Origin of the sequence: Cellulomonas sp. PSBB021 (genome assembly GCF_002240455.1) — a bacterium.
GTDB lineage: Bacteria > Actinomycetota > Actinomycetes > Actinomycetales > Cellulomonadaceae > Cellulomonas > Cellulomonas uda.
This window is the reverse complement of sequence record NZ_CP021430.1, coordinates 2,229,982-2,251,700: the sequence shown is the minus strand read 5'-3', so window position 1 is coordinate 2,251,700 and position 21,719 is coordinate 2,229,982. Positions and strand designations below refer to the sequence as shown.

Sequence of the window (21,719 nt, the reverse complement as noted above, 5' to 3'; positions counted from 1 at the left end):
ACGTGGGCACGCCGACGCTCACCCGCGCAGGCTCCGCACGCGCCACACGGTCGCGAGCGCGGGGTCACCGCTCGGGTGCGGGTCGACGCGGTCCACCACGAACCCCTCGCGCTCGTAGAACGCGGCGGCGCGGCGGTTGGCGGCGACGTGCTCGACGAGCAGCCGGTCGACGTCCGCCGGGAGCCGGTCGACGAGCGCGGCGAGGAGCCGCGGGCCGAGCCGGCACCCGCGCAGGTCGGGTGCGACGTAGAGCTTGTAGACCACGTGGTCGGGCCCGGCCCGGCCGTGCTGCGCCACGCCCACGACGCGACCGCCCTGCTCGGCGACGACGACGTCGCCGGCGGCGACCGCCGCCTGCACGTACGGCGGGTTCCACCAGCGTCGTACCTGCTCGTCGGCGGCCGCCGCGCCGATCAGCGGCGCGTAGTGCGGCCGCACGTGCGCCTCGCCGAACGCGCAGACTCCCGCGACGTCGGCGTCGCGCGCGGCGCGGACCGCGACCTCGTCGCGCGGGGCGGGGCCCCTGGCGGCGGGGTCCGTGGCGGCGGAGCTCGGGGTGGCGGGGTCGTGCGCGGTCATCGTGCTCCCTCGGCCGGACAGGGGGACGGCGGCGGTCGTCGGGCACGGCGCGGTGGCAGGGTGGTGCCGTGGACCTCAACTGCGACCTGGGCGAAGGCTACGACGCGTGGGAGCCCGGCGTCGTGGGCGTCGACGAGGCGCTGCTGGGCGTCGTCACGAGCGCGAACTTGGCGTGCGGCGGGCACGCGGGTGACGAGCGCACGGTGGCGGCCGTCGCGCGTGTCGCGGCGTCGCGGGGGGTGGTGCTCGGCGCGCACGTCTCGTACGCGGACCGCGCGTCGTTCGGCCGGCGGTTCGTCGACGTCCCGCCCGACGAGCTCCGTGCACAGGTGGCGGCGCAGCTGGCGCTCGTCGTCGGGGTGGCTGCGGCGCAGGGCGCGCGGGTCGCGTACGTCAAGCCGCACGGGGCGTTGTACAACGCGCTGGTGCACCACGAGGCGCAGGCCGTGGCGGTGCTCGACGCGACTCGCGACCTCCCGGTGGTGGGGCTGCCCGGCGCGGCGGTGCTCGAGGCGGCGCGTCGGCGCGGGGTGCGGACGGTCACGGAGGCGTTCGCCGACCGCGGGTACCGCGCGGACGGCACGCTCGTGCCGCGTGGGCAGGAGGGTGCGCTCGTCATGGACGCGGCACAGGTCGCCGAGCGGGTCGTGCGGATCGCCACCCGGGGCGTGGTGCGCGCGGTCGAGGGCGTCGACGTCGCGCTCGACGTCGAGACGGTGTGCGTTCACTCGGACACGCCGGGTGCGCTCGCGCTCGCGCACCAGGTCCGTGCGGCGCTGACCGCCGCGGGTGTCGCGGTGCGGTCCTTCACGTGAGCGAGCAGGTGAGCGAGGGCGCGCCCGGCCCGGGTCCGACGCGCGTCGTGCGGTTCGGGGCGGCCGCGCTGCTCGTCGAGCTGGCGGACCTGGCCCACGTACGCCGCGCCGACGACGCGCTGCGCGCCGCGCGCCGGCACGACGAGCTGCTCGCGCTCGTCGAGGACCAGGTGCCGGCCGCCGAGTCCGTCCTGGTCCGCGTCCGCCCCGGCACGGACCTGCGAGCGGTCGCCGCGCGGGTGCGCGCGGTGCTGGCCGACGCGTCCCGGGCGGACGACGCGCCCGACGAGGGCCGGGTGCCCGGCTCGGCCGCGAGCGATGGTCCGGCGTCTGCGGGCGTCGCTCCGCCCGGCGCGCTCGTCGTGCTGCCGGTGACGTACGACGGGCCCGACCTGGCGGAGCTCGCGGAGCTGACGGGACGCACGGTCGAGGAGGTCGTCGCGCGCCATACGGCGGTGACGTACACGGTCGCGTTCGGCGGTTTCATGCCGGGCTTCGCGTACCTCGTCGGGCTCGACCCGGTGCTGCACGTGCCGCGCCGCGCGACGCCGCGCGAGCGCGTGCCCGCGGGGGCGGTCGCGGTGGCGGACCGGTTCGCCGCGGTGTACCCGGCGGCGACGCCGGGCGGGTGGCGGCTGCTGGGCACGTGCGCGACGGTGCTGTTCGACGTGCACCGCGACGAGCCGGCGCTGCTCACCCCGGGCACGCCGGTGCGGTTCGAGGCGCGATGAGTCCCGCCGGTGGGCGCCGTGCCGCGCTCGAGGTCCTCGACCCCGGGCTGCTGACGCTCGTGCAGGACCGTGGGCGTCCGGGCTGGGCGCACGTGGGGGTGGGCCGGTCGGGCGCGGCGGACGCGGGTGCGCTGTGCGCCGCGAACCGTCGGGTCGGCAACCACGACGACGCGGCGGGGCTCGAGGTGCTGCTGGGCGGTCTGCGCGTGCGTGCGGTCGGTGACGTGCGCGTCTCGGTCGGCGGCGCGGTCGTGGACGTGCGGGTCGACGGGCGCCCGGTGGGCCCGGACCTGCTGCTGCGGGACGGTGCGGAGCTCGTGCTCGGCCGGCCCGAGCGGGGTCTGCGGACGTACGTGGCGGTGGGCGGCGGCGTGGCGGTGGACCCCGTGCTGGGCTCGCGCGCGAGCGACCGGCTGGGCGGCCTCGGGCCGGCCCCGCTCGCCGCGGGCGACGTGCTGCCCGTGGGCGCCCCGCGGGCGCGCTGAGCACCGACGGCACGGGCACGGGCGGCATGGCCACAGCCGGCACGGGCACGCCGGGCGCGCGCCCGCACGTGCGGCCCGACGAGGGCCCGGTGGTGCTCCGGGTCGAGCCCGGCCCGCACGCGCACTGGTTCGACCCGCGCTGGCCGGGGGCACTGTGCGCGCCGGAGGGTTACGGCGTGCTGCCGGAGTCCGACCGTGTCGCGGTGCGGCTGGACGGGCCGCCGCTGGCCCGTGCGCGCGGCTTCGTCGGACGTGAGCTCGCCCCGGTCGGTCTGGTGCCGGGTGCGGTGCAGGTCCCACCCGACGGGCGTCCGGTGGTGTTCGGGGTGGACCACCCGGTGACGGGCGGGTACCCGGTGGTCGCGGTGCTGCACGCGGGGGACGTGGACGTGCTCGCGCAGGTGCGGCCGGGCGACGCGGTCCAGCTCGTGCTGCGTCTCGCGCTCTGACCCGGACGGCTCGACGCGCGGGGCCGGCGGCGACACGCCGAGGGCGTTCGGATGAATGTCCGCAGCGACACGCCGCGAGTTGGCGGCGGGTGCGCGCGCACCACCGGCCGCGTCGCCGCGGGGCGGGACCAACGTCCCAGTCGCGACGGGTCGGCGGTCATAGAAATGCCCACATCTTGTGAGCCGCGGACCAACGAACCACTACATCTGGTGATCGCGGCGAGATGCTGGAACCTGAACCCCAAGGAGCGCACACCATGCCCGAGCCCGCCGCCACGCCCGTCACCGTCGACGTCGCGTCCTCGATCGACGAGTACCTGGACCGCAGCGACTGGCGCGTCAACGCCAACGCCAACCAGGGCTACAGCCTCGGCGGCCTGATCCTGAACACCGCGGGCAAGGTCGTCGCGAACTACTGGCTCTCGGAGGTCTACCCGGCGCAGGTCGGGCAGGCGCACCGCGAGGGCGACCTGCACATCCACGACCTCGACATGCTGTCCGGCTACTGCGCCGGCTGGAGCCTGCGCACGCTCCTGCAGGAGGGCCTGGGCGGCATCCCGGGCAAGGTCGACGCGCGTCCCGCGAAGCACTTCTCGGCGGCGATCGGCCAGATCGTCAACTTCCTCGGCACGATGCAGAACGAGTGGGCGGGCGCGCAGGCGTTCTCGAGCTTCGACACGTACATGGCGCCGTACGTGCGCACCGACGAGCTGACGTACGAGCAGGTCAAGCAGGGCATCCAGGAGCTCGTCTACAACCTCAACGTGCCCAGCCGCTGGGGCACGCAGACGCCGTTCACCAACCTGACGTTCGACTGGGTGTGCCCGGACGACCTCAAGGACCAGGTGCCGATGGTCGGCGACGAGCCGTGCGACTTCACGTACGGCGACCTGCAGCCGGAGATGGACGTCATCAACCGCGCGTACATCGAGATCATGACGGAGGGCGACGCCACGGGCCGCGTGTTCACGTTCCCGATCCCGACGTACAACATCACGCAGGACTTCGACTGGCACAGCGCCAACGCGGACGCGCTGTTCACGATGACCGCGAAGTACGGCCTGCCGTACTTCCAGAACTTCATCAACTCGGAGATGAAGCCCGGGGACGTGCGGTCGATGTGCTGCCGCCTGCAGCTGGACCTGCGTGAGCTGCTCAAGCGCGGCAACGGGCTGTTCGGCTCGGCCGAGCAGACGGGCTCGATCGGTGTGGTCACGGTGAACTGCGCGCGCCTGGGGTACGTGTACCCGGGCGACGAGGCGGGGCTGCTGGTCCGGCTCGACGAGCTGCTGGACCTGGCCCGCACGAGCCTCGAGCTCAAGCGCGACGTGATCGGCCGGCTCATCGAGCAGGGCCTGTTCCCGTACACCAAGCGCTACCTGGCGAACCTCGACAACCACTTCTCGACGATCGGCGTCAACGGCCTCAACGAGATGATCCGCAACTTCTCGGGCGACGAGTACGACATCACCGACCCGCGCGGTCACCAGATGGCCGTGTGGCTGCTGGACCACGTGCGGCGCCGGATGGTCCAGTTCCAGGAGGAGACGGGCCACCTGTACAACCTCGAGGCGACGCCGGCCGAGGGCACGACGTACCGCTTCGCCAAGGAGGACCGGGCGCGCTTCCCCGGGATCCTGCAGGCGGGGACGGACGCCAACCCGTACTACACCAACTCCTCGCAGCTCCCGGTGGGCTTCACGGACGACCCGTTCGAGGCGCTCTCGCGGCAGGACGAGCTGCAGACGAAGTACACGGGCGGCACGGTGCTGCACCTGTACATGTCGGAGCGTCTGTCGACGCCGGACGCCGCACGCGAGCTGGTCCGCCGCTCGCTGTCCCGGTTCCGGCTGCCGTACCTGACGGTGACGCCCACGTTCTCGATCTGCCCGAACCACGGGTACCTCGCGGGCGAGCACCTCGAGTGCCCGAAGTGCGCGGACGCCGGACGCATGCAGGAGTGCGAGGTGTGGACGCGCGTCATGGGCTACCACCGGCCCGTCTCGTCGTTCAACGTGGGCAAGAAGGGCGAGCACGCCGAGCGTACGCACTTCCGCGAGTCCGTGGCGGCGCTGGCGTGACCCTCTCGACCAGCGGGCAGCCGCCCCTCACGCTCGGGCTGCCGGGCGTGGGGGCGGCGTCCGCCGTCCCGGTCCCCTCGCGGGAGCGCCGCGCGACGTGCGCGGGGGACCTGGTGATCGCGGGTCTCACCCCGATGTCGTCGTGCGACTGGCCCGGGCGGCTCGTCGCGACGGTGTTCCTGCAGGGCTGCCCGTGGCGGTGCACGTACTGCCACAACCACGCGATCCTCGACCCGCGCGCACCCGGTCAGGTGCCGTGGCGCGACGTGCGTGACCTGCTCGCCCGCCGTGCCGGCCTGCTCGACGGCGTCGTGTTCTCGGGCGGCGAGCCCACCCGGCAGCCTGCGCTCGCGGACGCGATGCGCGAGGTCCGCGCCGCGGGCTTCGGCGTCGGCCTGCACACCGGCGGCGCCTACCCGCGCCGGCTCGAGGCACTGCTGCCGCTGGTCGACTGGGTGGGCTTCGACGTGAAGGCGCCGCGGGACCTGTACCGCGCGGTCGTCCGCGCGGGCGGTGAGACCACCGCGGCGGACCAGGCGTTCGCGAGCCTGCGCCTGGTGCTGGACTCGGGCGTCGACGTGCAGGTCCGCACCACCGTGGACCCGACGGTGCTGTCCGACGACGACGTGCGCGGCCTGACCGCGACGCTGCACGCCCTGGGGGTGCGGGACCACGTCCTGCAGGAGGTGCGCCCGGACGGGACGACGAGCGAGTACCGCGCCGCGCTCGCGCGCGTCAGGGCACGCTGACCTGACGGGGCTCGCCGACCAGCACGGCCTGCCCGGGTGCGCCGGCGGTCGTCTCGCTCACGTCGGCCGCGACGACCGGCCACGCCTCGACCAGGCCGGTGGGCTCGTCGGCGTCGCACGCGACGAGGTGCACGGCCTCGTCGAGCTGGACCCACGTGTCGCTCGCCCCCTCGAGCCGGACCGTCCCGTCCTCGTCCGGCCACAGGTAGCCGACGACGACGCCGTGCTCGACGAGCGCGTACGTCACGGTCCGCGGGACCTGCGCCGTGACCCGCTGCCCGTCCCGCACCCCGACGGACACGGTGCTCGCGGGCGCGGCCTCGAGCGTGAGGCCCCGGGCCTCGGGCGGGGTGCCGAGCCGCACGGGCAGCCCGCAGTCGAACACGCCTGCCCACGGGGCCGGTCGGTCGGACGGCGAGGTGCCGGCGCCGGGCTCCGCGGTGCCGACGAACGCGGTGCTCGGCTGGGCCGTGGCGCGCGTCGCGTCCGGTCCGCTCGCACCGGGCGTCACGCGCGCGCCCCCGAGCCCGCCCACGTGCGACGCGCCGAGCGTGACCGCGCCGACCGCACCCGCGGCCGCGATCGTCGTGCCGGCGCGGCGTGCCGCACGGCGGCGGCGCACGCGGGACGTGACGCGGCCGACGAGCGCGCCGTCGAGCGGGCCGCGGGCCGATCCCGCGGCGTCCGCCAGGTCGGTGAGCAGCTCGCCCAGCGGGTCGCCGGGTGCGTGCGCGGGGGTGTGGTGGGTGCGGCTCATCGGGTCCTCCTGGCGTGGACGGCGATCCGTTCGAGGATCGGCGGCTCGGGTGGGGCGTCGGACGCGGGCGACGCGTCCGACGCGGGTTCGAGGTGGGTGCGCAGCGCCGCGCGGCCGTCGGACAGGTAGCGCTTGACGGTCCCGGTCGACAGGCCCAGGACCTCGGCGATCTCGCCGACGGGCAGGTCCTCGACGTGGTGCAGGACGACGCACGCCCGCTCGCGCGGGGTGAGGGTCGCGAGCGCCTGCGCCAGCGCGAGGCGGTTGCCGACCACCAGCTCGGGTGGTGCGTGCGGGCCGTCCGGCGGGCTCGTCTCGCGTGCCGCGGTCAGGTGCCGGATGGTCGCCCAGTGCCGCCGCCGGCGGAACCCGTCGACGAAGATCGTGTGCATCGCTCGTCGGACGTACGCCTCGGCGGAGCCGACCTCGTCCGCGCGCCGACGTCCCGAGAACACCTTGACCAGCGCGTCCTGCACCAGGTCCTCGGCGTCCCGCACGTCACCGGTCAGCAGGTACGCGTGCCCGAGCAGCGCGGGCCCGCGGTCGCGGACCAGCTCGTCCAGCACGCTCTGCCACGCCACGGCCCCGTCACCTCTCGTCGTCCGACCCTCTCACCCCACAGGACGGACGAGCGGTCGGGTCGGTTGGGGTCGGGTCGCAGATCGGCTAAACAGTGCGGCGTCCTGCGGCAGTCTCCTGGGTATGGACAGCGACGCGCTCACGCGACCACCGGTCGCGCCCGTGCACGACGAGGTCGCCCGGTTCCTCGCCGAGCACCGGCGGGCCCTCGTGCGCGTCGCGCTCGGCCTGACGCGCGAGCCCGCGGGTGCCGAGGACCTCGTGCAGGACACCGCGGTGCGGCTCCTGCGGCACTGGGACAAGGTGCGCGCCGCGCGCAGCCCGTTCGCGTACGCGCGGACCATGCTGGTGCGGCTCTACCTCGACCAGGTGCGCGGCACCGAGGTGGAGGTCGTGGGGGCCCGGCGGCGTGAGCCCGTCGCGCCCGACGAGATCGCGCACCTGGAGTCGGTGGACGCCGCCGTGTCGATGATCGCCGGCCTGCCGCCCCGGGCCCGCGCGGTGCTCACCCTGAGGTACGTCGAGGACCTCGACGACCGCGCGATCGCCGAGGTGCTCGGCATCACGCGGTCCACCGTGCGCGTGACCGCGCACCACGCGCTGCGCCGGCTCTCGGTGACCGAGACCGCACGCCGCGACCGGCAGGACCGTCCGGGACCGAGGGAGCCACGATGAGCATCACCGAGCACGAGCTCGCGGTCGCGTTCCGCGCGCGCGTCGACGACGAGGCGGACGCGCTGCTGAGCGCACACCCCGGGCCACTCACGCTCCCGGTGCCCGAGCCGGACCCGGCGGGCGCCGCCCCTGCGGCGGACCTCGCGGGCCCGGTGCCCGTGCGCCCCCTGCCCGTGGGCCCCGTGCCTGTGCGCCCCGTGCGTGTGCGCCGCTCGGCGCCCGGCGCGCCCGGCCTCCCGGGGCTCACCGGTCCGTGGCGGGCGGTCGCGCTCGCGGCTGCGGCCGCGCTCGTCGTCGCGGGGGCGGCGGCGGTGCTCGTCGGCCGGTCGGGCGACGTCCGCCCTCAGCCGGCCGCGCCGGAGCCCGAGCCGACGTGGACGGTCGGCGCGTGGACCATGCACACCGACGGTGGCATGGAGGCGCTCCGGGTCGCGCACCTGCAGGTCGTCGACGGCTGCCTCGCGGTGGGCCCGCGCACGCTGCTCGTCGTCGACCCGAGCAGCTGGCTGTGGCAGGACGGCGTGCTGCTGCACCGCGGCACGGGCCGCACGTTCGAGCTGGGCGACACGTTCCTGCTCGGCGGCGGTGAGGCGCCCGCGGCGCAGTCCCGCGCGGCGCAGCGCGACGTGCCCGCGTCGTGCGCGGACTTCGACGGCGGACTGTGGTCCCCGAGCGACCCGCAGGCGGGCCCCGCGATCGTCGACGGCTCGGGCACGCTGCCGGTCGCGGCGCTCGACACGAGCGGGCTCCGCGTCGAGCCCGTCGACGGGCTGCCGGCCGGTCCCGCGGTCGAGGGGCGGCTCATGGTGGTCGACGGCTGCCTCGCCGTGGCCCCGGACGTGCTCCTCGGCGTGGACCACGGGTGGCTCTGGGACGGTGCGACCGGTGCGCTGACCTGGGTGCCGAGCGCGCAGAGCGAGCCGCTGCGCCTCGGGGACGCGGTGCGCGTCGAGGGGATGCGCGTGCCGGCCGCGCGGGTGCGTGCCGAGGGCGGCACGCTGCCCGCCTCGTGCGCGGGCTTCACGGGCGACGTGCTGCTCGCGACGGGGGCTCATCCGGCCACCTCGGCCGGGTGAGCCCTCTGGGTGGACGTGCCCGTCGCCCTCACGCGTGCGGCGGACCGTGACGGTGCAGGTCCTGCCGCACGGCCTGCGGACCGGTCAGCGGACGACGACCCGCCACGGGCCCCCCGCGACGTCCCACGCCGAGGCCGGGTCCGGACCGCCCCCGGCGCGGTCCGGGATGACGTCCGTGACCGCCCACACCTCGTACTCGCCGGGGTCGAGCGCGGGCCCGGCGCTGCCGTCAGCCGAGCAGCCGAGCAGCCGCGCGCCCGCCTCGAGCCACAGGGACCCCCCGGGGTCGAGCGACACCACGTGCCCCACGGACTCGACCGCATCGAGCCCGCCCACGACGCGGCCGTCCTGCACCACGACGAGCGTCGGTGTGCTCGCGGTCGCGTCGAGACGCTCGGGCCCGTCGTTCGTGAGCTTGACCTGCACGACGAGCCGCTCACCGGCGCGCGCGGTCGTCGGGGCACCGGGTGCCGACAGGCGGGACGGTGCGGGGTTGGTCCGCGGGTCCGCGAGGTCCCGCAGCTCGTCGTCGCTCGCCCCGCACGTCGCCGGGCCGGTCGGTGCGGGAGGAGCGTCGTCGTCGGCCACCGTGACCGCGACCGGCTCGCTCGTCGCGCGGGCGACCCACTCGGTCGTGGAGTCCCCCTGCGACCAGCCCAGCGTGCGGGTCGCGACGAGCTCGTAGTCACCCGGTGCGAGCTCGGCGGGCTCGCCGGTGGCGCACGAGACGAACGTCGAGTCGATCTCGGTGTCGAGCGGGAACGGCTGGGGCTGGACGTCGACCGCGACCTGCGTGGCCTGCTGCAGCGACATGTCCTGCCACCCGTCGAGCACCGCGACCACGGCGCCGTCCTGCACCAGCACGAGCGTGCCCGCGATCGTCCACCCCTTCGGCGCGCTGACCAGCGACGCCGTCGGTGCGTCCACGTCCACGCGCACGAGGCCCTGCCACGCGCCGCTCGGCCTGAGCACGGCGTCGGCCTCGAGGCTCGTGGTGACGCGCCAGAAGTCCCCGTCCGTCGCCGCGTTCCCGCTCCCCGGACGGATGCCGTCACCCGCACGCAGACCGGCGAGGGTTCGGCGGCACTCGGCCGGCGCGTGCGCCGCGACCGACGCGTGCGCGGCGACCGGCGCGGGCGTCGTCCCCTCGCCGCGCAGCAGCGGCGGCACGGCGAGCGCGACGCCGCCGACGACGAGCGCGACGGCACCCGCCGCACCCGCCGTGCGCGCCCGCCGTCGGCGCCGCGCCCGCGTGCGGACCAGCTCCACGGGCACCTCGTACGCCAGTGCCTCGGGGGAGCGCTCCGCGTGCGGCAGCGCGTCGGCCAGGGGGTTGCGGTTCTCGTGCTCGGTCATGGCCGGGCCCTCCCAGGGGTCAGCGGCACCGTCTCGTCCGTCCCGTCCGGGAGCGGGCCGAGCAGCGCCTCGAGCTTGTGACCGGCGGTCGACAGGTACCGCTTCACGGTGCCGTCGGCCAGGCCCATCCGGGCCGCGACCTGCGGGACCGTGAGGTCCTCGCACCAGCGCAGCACCGCTGCCGCGCGCTCCTGCGGCGCGAGGGTAGCGAGCGCGGAACGCACGTCCAGGCCCGCACCCACGGCGGTCGCCGGGTCGCGCGCGGGCTCGTCGTGCCGCCCCAGCAGGTGCCGCACCGCCGCCCACCGCGTCCGACGACGCGCGTCGTCGAGGAAGACGGACAGGATCGCGCGGCGCACGTACGCCTCGGCGTCGTCGGGCGAGAAGCCCGAGCGACGCCGCGCGAACGTGCGCACCAGGGCCTCCTGCACCAGGTCCTCGGCGGCGTGCCGGTCACCCGTCAGCAGGTGGGCGTAGCCGAACAGCGCCCGCCCGCGCTCGCGGGCCAGCACGGCCAGCAGGTCCTCGTCGCCCACGTGTCCTCGTCCGTCCGTCCGGTCACGAGTCCGGCGGTCGCCGTCCTCATCAGCCAGGACGACGAACTCGTGCGAACCGTTGTACCGGAGCGTGCACCCTCGCGGGGCCGACTCGTCGTACCGCGGCCCGACGCCGGGGACGAAGGTCTGTCGACTCCTGGCCATCCGTCCGTTACTGAGCGGTATGAGCCCGTGGCTAGACTGCGCGGGTCGCACGGCAACGGGGCCGGGCGCGCGCGGGCGTGCAGGGGGTGCGCCCGAGGTCCGAGGAGGGTGCATGGTCGAGCTCGGTTCCACGAGCCTGACGATCGTCGGGGTCATCGCGGGGCTCGCAGTCGCCTCGCTCGTCGTCGCGGCGGTGCTGCGGCGGCAGGTCCTGGCGGCCGGCGAGGGCACGGCGTCGATGCAGCAGATCGCCAAGGCGGTGCAGGAGGGTGCGTCCGCGTACCTCAACCGGCAGTTCCGCACGCTGGCGCTGTTCGCGGTCGTCGTGTGCGCGTTGCTGTTCCTGCTTCCGGGCGACGGGGGCGTCAAGCTCGGCCGGTCGCTGTTCTTCCTGGTGGGCGCCGCGTTCTCGGCGTCCATCGGCTTCCTGGGCATGTGGCTGGCCACGCGCGCGAACCTGCGCGTCGCGGCGGCCGCGTCGCTGCCCGGAGGCCGGGCCGAGGGTGCGCGCATCGCGTTCCGCACGGGCGGCGTCGTCGGCATGTCCGTGGTGGGCCTCGGCCTGCTCGGCGCCGCGACCGTCGTGCTGATCTACAAGGGTGACGCGCCCGCCGTGCTCGAGGGCTTCGGGTTCGGGGCCGCGCTGCTCGCGATGTTCATGCGCGTCGGCGGCGGCATCTTCACCAAGGCCGCGGACGTCGGCGCGGACCTCGTCGGGAAGGTCGAGCAGGGCATCCCCGAGGACGACCCGCGCAACGCCGCGACCATCGCGGACAACGTGGGCGACAACGTCGGCGACTGCGCCGGCATGGCGGCCGACCTGTTCGAGTCGTACGCCGTGACGCTCGTCGCCGCGCTCATCCTCGGCCGCGCCGCGTTCGGCGAGCAGGGCCTGGTCTTCCCGCTCATCGTCACCGCGGTCGGGGCGCTCGTCGCGGCGCTGGGCGTCGCGATCACGCGCGTGCGCGGCGCCGAGAGCGGGCTCACCGCCATCAACCGCGGGTTCTACGTGTCCGCCGTCGTGGGCGTGCTGCTCGCCGCGCTCGCCGCGTTCGTGTACCTGCCGTCCACGTTCGCGGAGTTCACCGACGGCACCGCGGGACTCACCGACCACGGCGGCGACCCGCGGCTGATCGCGACCGCGGCGGTGGCCATCGGCGTCGTCCTGGCCGGCGTCATCCTGTGGGTCACGGGCTACTTCACGGGTACGACGAGCAAGCCCACGCTGCACGTCGCCGAGACGACCCGCACGGGTGCGGCCACGGTCGTGCTGTCCGGCATCGGCGTCGGGTTCGAGTCCGCCGTCTACACCGCGGGCATCATCTGCGCGGCGATCTGCGGCGTGTTCCTCATCGCGGGCGGCAACGTCGCGCTGTCGCTGTTCCTCATCGCGCTCGCCGGGTGCGGCCTGCTCACGACCGTCGGCGTGATCGTCGCGATGGACACGTTCGGGCCGGTCTCGGACAACGCGCAGGGCATCGCCGAGATGTCGGGCGACGTCTCCGAGGAGGGCGCGCAGATCCTCACCGACCTCGACGCGGTCGGCAACACCACCAAGGCCGTCACCAAGGGCATCGCGATCGCCACCGCGGTGCTCGCCGCGACCGCCCTGTTCGGCTCGTACGCCGACGCCGTCGCCAGCAAGATCGCCGAGATCGGGAACGCGCCGGCCGACGACCTGGTCGCCGCGATGATGGACTACGACATCATCAGCCCGGTGACGCTCGTCGGCGTCATCCTCGGTGGTGCGACGGTGTTCCTGTTCTCGGGTCTCGCGATCGACGCCGTCACGCGCGCCGCCGGCGCGATCGTGTTCGAGGTGCGCCGCCAGTTCCGCGACTTCCCGGGCATCATGACCGGCGAGGTCCGGCCCGAGTACGGCAAGGTCGTCGACATCTGCACGCGCGACTCGCTGCGCGAGCTCGCCACGCCCGGGCTGCTCGCGGCGTTCGCGCCCATCGCGGTCGGGTTCGGCCTCGGCATCGGCCCGCTGGCGGGCTTCCTCGCGGGTGCGATCGGCAGCGGCGTGCTCATGGCCGTGTTCCTCGCGAACTCGGGCGGTGCGTGGGACAACGCGAAGAAGATCGTCGAGGACGGCCGCCACGGCGGCAAGAACTCCCCGGCGCACGCGGCGGCCGTCATCGGTGACACCGTCGGCGACCCGTTCAAGGACACCGCCGGCCCCGCGATCAACCCGCTCATCAAGGTCATGAACCTCGTGTCGGTGCTCATCGCACCCGCGATCGTCGTGGTCTCGTTCGGCGAGGACGCCAACACGACGCTGCGTCTGTCGATCGCGGTGGTCGCGGCGCTCATCGCGTTCGGTGCGGTCATCGCGAGCCGCCTGCGGGCCGCGCGCGTGGACCGCGAGGGTGCGCTCGCGCATGCCCTCGAGGAGCCGGACGTCGTCACGGCCTCCTGACCCACCGGCTCACCGAACCGTTCCTCGACGAGCGCGGCACCCCCCCGGGTGCCGCGCTCGTCCCACGTCCCGGGGTGGTGGGGCCGTCGGCGGGCGCGGGACCGTCAGGGGTGCAGGAGCCAGGCGAGCTCGGAGGCGAGCAGCGCGCGGCGCGAGGGGGACGCCATGGAGCGGGCGTCGTGCCCGAGCGCGTCGTACAGCACCCGGCCCGCGCCCGGCACGGTCCACACCACCGGGTGCTCACCCGCGGTCCCGTGCGTCCCCGCCTCGTCGGCCGTCACGTCCGCGACGACCAGCACGTGGACGCCGGGGTCGACGGCGAGGTCGGCGTACCGCTCGTCGTCGGCGGTGACGGTGCGCAGGCTCCAGGTGACCGGGTGCTCGTCGTCGACGACGCGGAACGTCGTCGGCCCTTGGTCGGGGTGCCAGGACCGGCCGGGGACCCAGCGCCCGCCGATCGTCGCCGCCCACCGCGGGTCGTCCGCGAAGACGCACGCGGACGCGTGCAGCGCGAGGACCGCGGTGCCGCGCTCGACGAGCGCGTGACGGGCGTCGTGGAACGGCTGCCAGGCGGGTGAGTCCTGGTCGGGCTGCTGGCCGGGGTCACCGCTCGCGGCGACGACGAGCACGTCCGGCAGCCACGGCTCGCCGTCCGGACCGGGCTGCTGCGCGAGGTCGTCGAACGTCGACGGCCGGGTGCTGCGCACCCGCACCTCGTGCCCGAGCGCCCGCGCGACCTGTGCGACCTCGTCGCCCTGGGCGGCGTGGTCGTGCCACGGGTCCGCGTACCGACCGGCTCCCACGAGCACCAGAACTCGTCCCACGCCCCCACCCAACCACGACGACCGCCGTGCGCCCACCGGCTGCGTCGGACGTCGAGCGGCCGGGACCCGCGCCCCGCACCACCGACCCCGCGGTTGCTCCGGCTCGGGCGCCCGAGACCCGGAGGAAGGGCGGGGTCGTCGAGGTGCGGGCGGGGCAGGCGGGTCGAGGGCCGGTCGGTCGGCGCTCAGGTCGAGGCGGGCAGGAGGAGGCCGTCCTCGACGAGACCCCGCACGGTCGGCAGGACGTCCGCCGCGACCGCGTCCGCGCCCACGTCGAGCAGTGCTCCGAGCGCGCCGACGAGCTGCCCGACCGTGAGCTCGCCGTCGCACGCGCCGACGAACCCCGCCGCGGCGGTCCCGACCTGCACCGTGCGGCCGAACCCGCCGCCCTGCCGGAGCAGGACGATGCGCGGGTCCACGTCGCCGGGCGTGAGGTAGCGCTCCTCGGTCACGTCCGCGGCGACGACGAGCCGCTCGCGGGCGAGCGCGTCGTCGTCGCGCGCGGCGAGCCAGTCGTGCGCGGCCAGTGCCGCGGCGACCGCGGGCCCGAGCGGCTGGCGGACCGTGCCGGTGACCTCCTCGAGCCGGCGCAGGCGTGGCCGGTCGTCGTCGGCGGGGCGCCGCAGGGTGACGACCCCGAACCCGACGGCCTCGACGTCCCGGCTCGCGAAGTCGTCGAGCCACGCGTCGTAGCGCGCGGTCCAGCCGGCCGGGTCGCGCTCGGGGGTCGTGCCGCCGTCGCGGATCCAGGTCTCGGCGTACTGCGCGGGGTCGAGGAGCTCGCGCTGCACGACCCACCCGTCGAGCCCGGACTCGTCGACCCACGCCCCGACGCGCTCGTGCCACGCCTGGCCGCCGCGCACCTCCCAGTTGCCGAGGAGCTGGGCGACGCCGCCCGGCGCGAGCACGGCGCCGACCCCGGTGACGAGGTCGCGCACGAGGTCGTCGCCCGCGCGTCCGCCGTCGCGGTACTCGTACGCGGGGACGTCGGCGCGGCGGGGGGTGATGACGAACGGCGGGTTGCTCACGACGAGGTCGAACGACTGCCCGGCGACGGGCTCGAGCATCGACCCCTCGCGCAGCGTGACCCGGTCCGGCCGGACGCCCGCGAGCGTCGCGTTGAACCGCGCGAACCCGAGCGCCCGGGCCGAGATGTCGGTCGCGGTGACGTGCCGCACGTGCCGGGCGGCGTGCAGGGCCTGGACCCCGCACCCCGTACCGAGGTCGAGCGCACGGGCGCGCTCGTCGCGCACGGTGACCTGCGCGAGCGTCGTCGACGCTCCGCCCACCCCCAGCACGTGGTCGGTGCGCAGCGCGCCGCCGGTCGCGAGCTCGCCGAGGTCGGACGCGAGCCACCACGTGGCGTCGCCGCGTCCGTCGGTGGCCGCGTAGGGGCGCAGGTCGACGAGCGCGCGCACCTCGTCGTCGGCGCCCGCTCCCGCCGCCGTGACGAGGCCGAGCCGCTGGGCGCCGTCCACCCCGAGGCGGGGGAGGGCGCGTGCGACGAGCGCGGCCGGTACCGCCGTGCCGAGCACGAACAGGCGCACGAGCGCCGCGACGCGAGCGTCGGCTCCGGTCGCCGCGGCCGTGGCACGCAGCGCGGGGACGGTCTCCTCGCGGTGCAGCGCCGCGGTCGCGACCGGTCCGAGCATCTCCTCGACGTGCTCGACGTCGTACCCGGCGTCCTCGAGGTCGGCTCTCAGCGCGTCGACGAGCCGCGGCTCGGTCTGGGGGACGTCCACGCCCCCATCCTCCCCGACGGCCGTGCGCGCGCCCGACGACCCCGCGGTTGCTCCGGCTCGCGGGCTCCGGAGCCGGAGTAAGCGCGGGCTCGGCGGGCTGGGGGTGGGGGCGGGGCTCGGTAGGCTCACCGCGGTCCTCGCGGCGGCCCCGGCGGCCGACGACGGAGCGCGGACGGACCACGCAGCGGACCACGCAGCGGACCACGCAGCGACGAGGAAGGTGGCGTCACCATGACCGAGCAGGAGCGCGGCGCGAGCACGCCCGCGGTGGCGGTGCTGGGCGGGGGCGTCATGGGCGAGGCCCTGGTGGCCGCGCTGCTGGCGGGCGGGTGGCCCGCCGACCGGGTCGAGGTGACCGAGCAGTCGCGCCGGCGCGGCGACGAGCTGGCGCAGCGGCACGGGGTGCGGACGGACGGGACCAACGCCCAGGCCGCCGCGCGCGCGGACGTCGTCCTGCTCGCGGTGAAGCCCGCCGTCGTCCCCACCGTGCTCGACGAGGTCGCGGCGCACCTGAGCGCAGGTGCGCTCGTCGTGAGCGTCGCCGCCGGCGTGCCGATCGCGGCGTACGAGGAGCGATTGCCATCCGGGACGCCGGTGGTGCGGGTGATGCCGAACACGCCTGCCGTCGTCGGCAAGGGGGCGAGCGCGATCGCCGCCGGGACGCACGCCTCCGACGAGCACCTCGCGCTCGTGGAGCGGGTGCTCGCGGCGACGGGGCTGGTCGTGCGCGTCGCGGAGAAGGACCTCGACGCGGTCACGGCGATCTCCGGCTCGGGTCCGGCGTACGCGTTCTACCTGATCGACGCGATGGCGGAGGCCGGCGTGCTGCTCGGCCTCACGCGTGACCTGGCGACGCGTCTGGCGGTCGCGACGGTCGAGGGCGCGGGCGCGCTCGCGGCCGGTGGCGAGCACCCTGCGGTGCTGCGCGAGCGGGTGTCGTCGCCGGGCGGGACGACCGTCGCGGCGGTCGCGGAGCTCGACGCGCACGCGGTGCGTGCCGGTGTGGTCGCGGCGGCGCGCGCCGCGTACGAGCGTTCGCGCGAGCTCGGCCGCGCCTGACCACATCACGTCCACCTCGCCGGTCGGGGTGAGCGGGCCTGGCGTTCGGGGGAACGGGCGGATTCCTCGCGTCCGACGCTTGGCGTCGTGTTAGCGCTCACATATGCTCCGCGTGTCGACGGCCCCAGACCCCCCTGGGACCGCCCACCGCCGGCAGCGCCGCCGGCCCGATCGAAGGATGTCGATGACGCTTCCTCGAGCGGCCACAGCCGCACTCACGACCCTCGCGGTGACCGCGGGGACGTTGGCCGGGTTCGTCCCCGCCGCGTCCGCCGCCGCACCCACCACCGACCTGATCGCGCACTACGAGCTCGACGAGACCACCGGGAGCACGGTGGCGGACTCGTCGGGCAACGGCCACGACGGCACCGTCGTCGGCACCCCCACCTGGACGACGGGCGGCCTGCAGCTGTCCGGCGCACCCTCCAACGCGAACTACGTCGATCTGCCCGACGGCCTGCTGCAGGGCACGGCGTCGGCGACCGTGTCGATGCAGGTCCGCGCGGACGAGCTCGCGGGCACGACCGACAACTTCCTGTGGAACTTCGGCGGGTACTCCTCGTCGGGCGGCTCCGGCACGGGTGCGTGGTTCGTCGGACCGCGCAACGCGCTGCGCACCACGATCACCCCGAGCCACTGGTCGGGCGAGCAGAGCGCGACGTGGGCGGGCAACCGCCTGACCCCGGGCCGCTGGCAGAACGTCACCGCGACGATCGAGCCGACCGCGGACGCCCCGACGTCGACGCTCAAGCTGTACGTCGACGGTGCGCTCGTCGCGACGAACACCACCGTCACGACGTCCCCGGCGACCCTGCAGGACCACACGCGCAACCGCCTCGGGGGTTCGGCCTACGACGGCGACCGCGGCTTCCCCGGCACGATCGGCGAGACGCGCGTGTACGGCACGGCGCTCACGGCCGCGCAGGTCGCGGACGTCGTGGCCGACGACGCCGCGGACACCGCGGCCGACATCGTCGCGGGCATCTCGCTGGGCGACATCTCCGCGGTGACGCGCGACCTCGCGCTGCCCACGGGCAGCATCGCGTGGACGACGAGCGACGCCGCGGTCGTGACCGCCACGGGCGTGGTGACGCGTCCCGCGGCGGGCCAGCCGGACGCGACGGTCACGCTCACCGCGACCGCGACGGTCGCGGGCCAGGCGCGCACCCGGACGTTCGACGTGACGGTCACGGCGCTCGCCCCGGGCGAGGACCCGATGCCGGCGACGGCGGACCTGCGCAGCTACCTGCCGCTCAACGCGTCGTACCCGGGCACGCCGGCGCACGGCACGGCCACGTTCGTCGGCGCGACGAACGCGCCGGTGTGGACGTCGACGCACGTCGACCTCACGGGCGGCGGCTACATCGCGAACAACGCGGTGTCGGGCCTCGGCCTGACGGGCTCGTCCACCGCGTCGTTCGACGTCTTCCTGCCGTCGTCGGCGACGGGCACGTCGAGCAGCACGCTGTTCACGGTGGGCAGCAACGCGGTGTCGAACAACCTGTCGTTCCACCCGTTCTACTCGGGCGGCAAGCCCGCCGCGGTCGTGCGGATCGACAGCACGGTCGTCGCGACCGCGCAGCTCACGCAGGCCCTCCCGCGTGACGTGTGGGTCAACGCGACGCTCGTCCTCGACGACGCGGCGGACACGCTCACCGTGTACCTCGACGGTGTGCAGGCGGCGCGCGCCGAGGGCGTGACGGCGACGGCGTCGAGCATCGGCACGAGCGTCCTGCGCCTCAACCGCGAGGGCTGGGGCTTCACGAACCTGTCGCTGAAGGCCCGTGACCTGCGGATCTACGCGACCGCCACGTCTGCGGCGCAGGCCCGCGCGCTCGCGCGCCAGAATGCGCGGTTCGCGTTCGACCAGCTCGTCGCGAGCCTCGACGTCCCGGAGCTCGTGACGGGTGACCTCACGCTGCCGGGTGCGCCCGCGGTGACGTGGACGTCGTCCGACGAGGGCGTCGTCTCGCCCACCGGCCGGGTCACGCAGCCCGCGCCCGGCGAGGACGACGCGACGGTGACGCTCACGGTCTCGTCGGACCGCGGCGGTCTCGAGCTCACGCACGACGTCGTCGTGACGGTGCCCGCGGCGCTGAGCGACGGCGAGAAGGTCGCGCAGGACGCGGCGGCGCTCGCGGTCCCCGACGCGGACGGCCTGCGCAGCGTCGTGACGCTGCCGGGCGAGGGTACCGAGCACGGCTCGGACGTCACGTGGGAGTCCTCGGACGCGGCCGTGGTGACGGTCCTCGAGGACGAGGGCACGCAGTACGCGCAGCCGAACCGCGGCGCGTACGGCGACGACGCCCGCACGGCGACGCTCACGGCGACGGTGACGCACGGCGAAGCCTCGCAGGACGTCGAGGTCGAGGTCACGGTGCCCGCGCTGCCGCGTGCGGTCGACGACGAGGGGTACGCGTTCGCGTACTTCACGGCGAACACGGTCGCGGGCGAGAACATCTACCTCGCGGCGTCGGACGGCAACGACGCGCTGTCCTGGCAGACGCTGAACGACGGCCGGTTCGTGCTCACGTCGGAGCTCGGCGAGAAGGGCCTGCGTGACCCGTTCATCCTGCGCTCGCACGAGGGCGACAAGTTCTTCCTCATCGCGACCGACCTGTCGATCGGCCGCAACGGCGACTGGGGCCGAGCGCAGCAGTGGGGCAGCCAGTACATCGAGGTGTGGGAGTCCACGGACCTCGTCACGTGGTCGCAGCAGCGGCACGTCAAGGTCTCGCCGGACACGGCGGGCATGACGTGGGCGCCCGAGGCCTACTGGGACGACGACCTGGGCGAGTACGTCGTGTTCTGGGCCTCGCGTCTGTACACCGACACGACCCACACGTCGTGCATCACGACCGACAGCGGCGCGGGCTGCTACGCCCGCATGATGTACGCGACGACGAAGGACTTCCGGACGTTCTCGCCGCCGCAGATCTGGCAGGACACGGGCGCCGCGCGCATCGACTCGACGGTCCTCAAGGACGGTGACCACTACTACCGGTACACCAAGGACGAGGGCGGCCAGACGGGCTGCGTCGACATCATCGCGGAGCGCTCGAGGTCGCTGACCACGGTCACGACGAAGGCGAGCGCCGAGGCGGACACGGGGTGGACGCGCGTGAAGAACTGCGTCGCGCGCTCGGCGGGCTTCAACGCCGCGGTCGAGGGCCCGACGATCTTCAAGGCCAACCCGGGCGACACGTCGGCGTACGACTACTACCTGTACCTCGACAACTACGGCGGCTCGGGCTACTTCCCGCTCGGCACGAACGACCTCGCCTCGGGCGACTGGTCGATCGCGCAGGGGCAGCTGCCCGCGTCGCGGCACGGCACGGTCATGCCGGTCACGCTCGACCAGTGGCAGGTGCTCACGGGCGCCGAGGTCGAGCAGACCGCGTCGACGACGACCGCGTCGTTCGACGAGGACGCCCGCACGGTCACGGCGCAGGTGGTCGCGGCCGACGGGTTCGAGGTCGGCGGCCAGGTCACGGCCTCGGCGGGTGACTGGTCGCAGACCGTGCGCCTGACTCCGGGCGCGGCCGGCACGGCCGCTGCGGTGGTCGACGTACCGGACACGGTCACGGGCACGGTGACGGTCGCGTACGCGGGCACCGCGGAGATCGCGGCGAGCTCGGGCCAGGTCTCCGTCCCGGGCGCGACGCCCGTCTCGCTCGCGCTCACGAGCGGGCCGACGAAGGTCCAGTACGAGGTCGGGCAGCCGCTCGACCTGACCGGCCTCGCCGGGACCGTCACGTTCGACGACGACACCACGCTCGCGGTCGGGCCGGCCGACGTCACGGCGTCGGGCTTCAGCTCGGCGACCAACGGCACCAAGACGGTCCGGGTCTCGTACTCCGCGCAGGGCGCCACGGTGTCGGCGACGTTCACGGTGCGCGTCGTCAAGGCGACGTCGACGACGACCCTGTCGGTCTCCCCGACGACGGTCGCGCACGGCGGCACGGTGACGCTCACGGCCCGCGTGACGAGCGCGGTCCCGGTCACGGGCACGGTGACGTTCTACGCGGGCGCGGCGAAGGTCGCCACGGCGACCGTGAAGAACGGCGTCGCGACCGCGAAGGTCACGCTCCGGGGCGTCGGGACGAAGTCGCTGAAGGCGACCTACGGGTCGTCGACGACGGTGGCCGTGAGCTCGTCGCCGGTGGTGAAGGTGAGCGTCACGAAGACGCGGCCGAGGTCCGTCGCGGTGACCAGCACGTCGTTCGTCAAGGGCACGCGTCCGACGGTCGTGGTGACGGTCGGCACGCTCGCCGACGGCAGCCACCCGGTCGGCAAGGTCGTCGTGACGTACGGCTCCGCGACCCGGACGCTCGCGCTCACGGCGGCGGACAAGGGCGTCGTGCGGTTCACGGCGTCGGCCGCACGCACGACGTCGGTCACGGTGCGCGCGCGGTTCGTCCCGTCGGACACGGCGAACGTCGCGTCCGTGACGTCCGCGTGGCGGACGATGTCGCCGCGCTGACCTCGCGGCGTGGGTGGGGCCGTCCTCGTCGGGCGGCCCCACCCGCGTGTCACCCTCCGGTCACGTCACCGTGGACGGGCGGGTGGCCCTACGGTACGTAGGGGGCGATGCGCGGTACCTGGGGTACCCGCCGATCGCGGCGCGCGGCGTCGCACG

The 21,719-nt window shown here is 75.2% G+C and carries 18 protein-coding genes; 11 read left to right on the top strand and 7 right to left on the bottom strand.

From position 1 onward, the window contains the following. Window positions 1–18: 18 nt before the first annotated feature. The gene (locus CBP52_RS10245; protein ID WP_094180860.1) at window positions 19–579 is read right to left on the bottom strand and encodes a GNAT family N-acetyltransferase; all 561 of its coding nucleotides are present in this window, start codon (window positions 577–579) and stop codon (window positions 19–21) included. A gap of 68 nt (window positions 580–647) precedes the next feature. Between CBP52_RS10245 and CBP52_RS10240 the strand changes: the two genes are divergently transcribed. The 6 genes from CBP52_RS10240 (at window position 648) to CBP52_RS10220 (ending at window position 5,889) form a co-directional block, all read left to right on the top strand. Next, window positions 648–1,394, top strand: a complete 747-nt coding sequence (locus CBP52_RS10240; RefSeq protein WP_094180859.1) for a LamB/YcsF family protein — start codon at window positions 648–650, stop codon at window positions 1,392–1,394. Beyond that, window positions 1,391–2,125 carry an allophanate hydrolase subunit 1 gene (locus tag CBP52_RS10235; RefSeq protein WP_232514437.1) on the top strand — a complete coding sequence of 245 codons (735 nt, stop codon included), beginning with the start codon at window positions 1,391–1,393 and terminating at the stop codon, window positions 2,123–2,125. The genes CBP52_RS10240 and CBP52_RS10235 overlap by 4 nt, the downstream gene beginning before the upstream one ends. Further along, on the top strand, window positions 2,122–2,610 hold the full coding sequence (locus CBP52_RS18485) for a hypothetical protein (protein WP_255407168.1): 489 nt from the start codon (window positions 2,122–2,124) through the stop codon (window positions 2,608–2,610). Before CBP52_RS10235 ends, CBP52_RS18485 begins: the two co-directional genes overlap by 4 nt. Before the next feature lie 26 nt (window positions 2,611–2,636). After that, complete coding sequence (locus CBP52_RS18480) at window positions 2,637–3,059, top strand: biotin-dependent carboxyltransferase family protein (RefSeq protein ID WP_255407167.1); 423 nt, start codon at window positions 2,637–2,639, stop codon at window positions 3,057–3,059. Window positions 3,060–3,316: 257 nt separating this feature from the next. Then, window positions 3,317–5,140, top strand: coding sequence for a ribonucleoside triphosphate reductase (locus CBP52_RS10225; RefSeq protein ID WP_094180858.1), 1,824 nt, complete (start codon window positions 3,317–3,319; stop codon window positions 5,138–5,140). Then, entirely contained in the window at window positions 5,137–5,889 is a 753-nt protein-coding gene (locus CBP52_RS10220; protein ID WP_094180857.1) for an anaerobic ribonucleoside-triphosphate reductase activating protein, read from the top strand. The genes CBP52_RS10225 and CBP52_RS10220 overlap by 4 nt, the downstream gene beginning before the upstream one ends. Here the strand turns inward: CBP52_RS10220 and CBP52_RS10215 are convergent. Both CBP52_RS10215 and CBP52_RS10210 read right to left on the bottom strand, forming a co-directional pair. After that, window positions 5,876–6,646 (bottom strand): hypothetical protein, encoded by a 771-nt coding sequence (locus CBP52_RS10215; protein ID WP_094180856.1) that lies wholly within the window; start codon window positions 6,644–6,646, stop codon window positions 5,876–5,878. The genes CBP52_RS10220 and CBP52_RS10215 overlap by 14 nt on opposite strands. Further along, complete coding sequence (locus CBP52_RS10210; RefSeq protein ID WP_094180855.1) at window positions 6,643–7,227, bottom strand: RNA polymerase sigma factor; 585 nt, start codon at window positions 7,225–7,227, stop codon at window positions 6,643–6,645. The genes CBP52_RS10215 and CBP52_RS10210 overlap by 4 nt, the downstream gene beginning before the upstream one ends. A 121-nt stretch (window positions 7,228–7,348) precedes the next feature. On the opposite strand from CBP52_RS10210, the gene CBP52_RS10205 reads away from it, so the two are divergent. Beyond that, window positions 7,349–7,900 carry an RNA polymerase sigma factor gene (locus tag CBP52_RS10205; RefSeq protein WP_094180854.1) on the top strand — a complete coding sequence of 184 codons (552 nt, stop codon included), beginning with the start codon at window positions 7,349–7,351 and terminating at the stop codon, window positions 7,898–7,900. Then, on the top strand, window positions 7,897–8,976 hold the full coding sequence (locus tag CBP52_RS10200) for a hypothetical protein (protein WP_094180853.1): 1,080 nt from the start codon (window positions 7,897–7,899) through the stop codon (window positions 8,974–8,976). Before CBP52_RS10205 ends, CBP52_RS10200 begins: the two co-directional genes overlap by 4 nt. Before the next feature lie 84 nt (window positions 8,977–9,060). On the opposite strand, the gene CBP52_RS10195 is transcribed toward CBP52_RS10200, so the two are convergent. Both CBP52_RS10195 and CBP52_RS10190 read right to left on the bottom strand, forming a co-directional pair. Continuing rightward, window positions 9,061–10,332 carry a hypothetical protein gene (locus tag CBP52_RS10195; RefSeq protein WP_094180852.1) on the bottom strand — a complete coding sequence of 424 codons (1,272 nt, stop codon included), beginning with the start codon at window positions 10,330–10,332 and terminating at the stop codon, window positions 9,061–9,063. Then, window positions 10,329–10,868: a sigma-70 family RNA polymerase sigma factor gene (locus CBP52_RS10190; RefSeq protein ID WP_094180851.1), complete on the bottom strand. Its 540-nt coding sequence runs from the start codon at window positions 10,866–10,868 to the stop codon at window positions 10,329–10,331. Before CBP52_RS10190 ends, CBP52_RS10195 begins: the two co-directional genes overlap by 4 nt. Before the next feature lie 277 nt (window positions 10,869–11,145). Here CBP52_RS10190 and CBP52_RS10185 point away from each other — a divergent pair, with 277 nt between their 5' ends. Further along, entirely contained in the window at window positions 11,146–13,455 is a 2,310-nt protein-coding gene (locus CBP52_RS10185; RefSeq protein WP_094180850.1) for a sodium-translocating pyrophosphatase, read from the top strand. Window positions 13,456–13,559: 104 nt separating this feature from the next. Here CBP52_RS10185 and CBP52_RS10180 read toward each other — a convergent pair whose 3' ends face one another. Next, window positions 13,560–14,279 carry a ThuA domain-containing protein gene (locus CBP52_RS10180; RefSeq protein WP_094180849.1) on the bottom strand — a complete coding sequence of 240 codons (720 nt, stop codon included), beginning with the start codon at window positions 14,277–14,279 and terminating at the stop codon, window positions 13,560–13,562. A gap of 185 nt (window positions 14,280–14,464) precedes the next feature. Further along, entirely contained in the window at window positions 14,465–16,021 is a 1,557-nt protein-coding gene (locus CBP52_RS10175; protein WP_094180848.1) for a methyltransferase, read from the bottom strand. A gap of 231 nt (window positions 16,022–16,252) precedes the next feature. On the opposite strand from CBP52_RS10175, the gene proC reads away from it, so the two are divergent. Beyond that, on the top strand, window positions 16,253–17,080 hold the full coding sequence (gene proC, locus CBP52_RS10170; protein ID WP_094180847.1) for a pyrroline-5-carboxylate reductase: 828 nt from the start codon (window positions 16,253–16,255) through the stop codon (window positions 17,078–17,080). 184 nt (window positions 17,081–17,264) lie between these two features. Then, window positions 17,265–21,563, top strand: coding sequence for an immunoglobulin-like domain-containing protein (locus CBP52_RS10165; RefSeq protein ID WP_198303429.1), 4,299 nt, complete (start codon window positions 17,265–17,267; stop codon window positions 21,561–21,563). The last annotated feature ends 156 nt before the right edge of the window (window positions 21,564–21,719 follow it).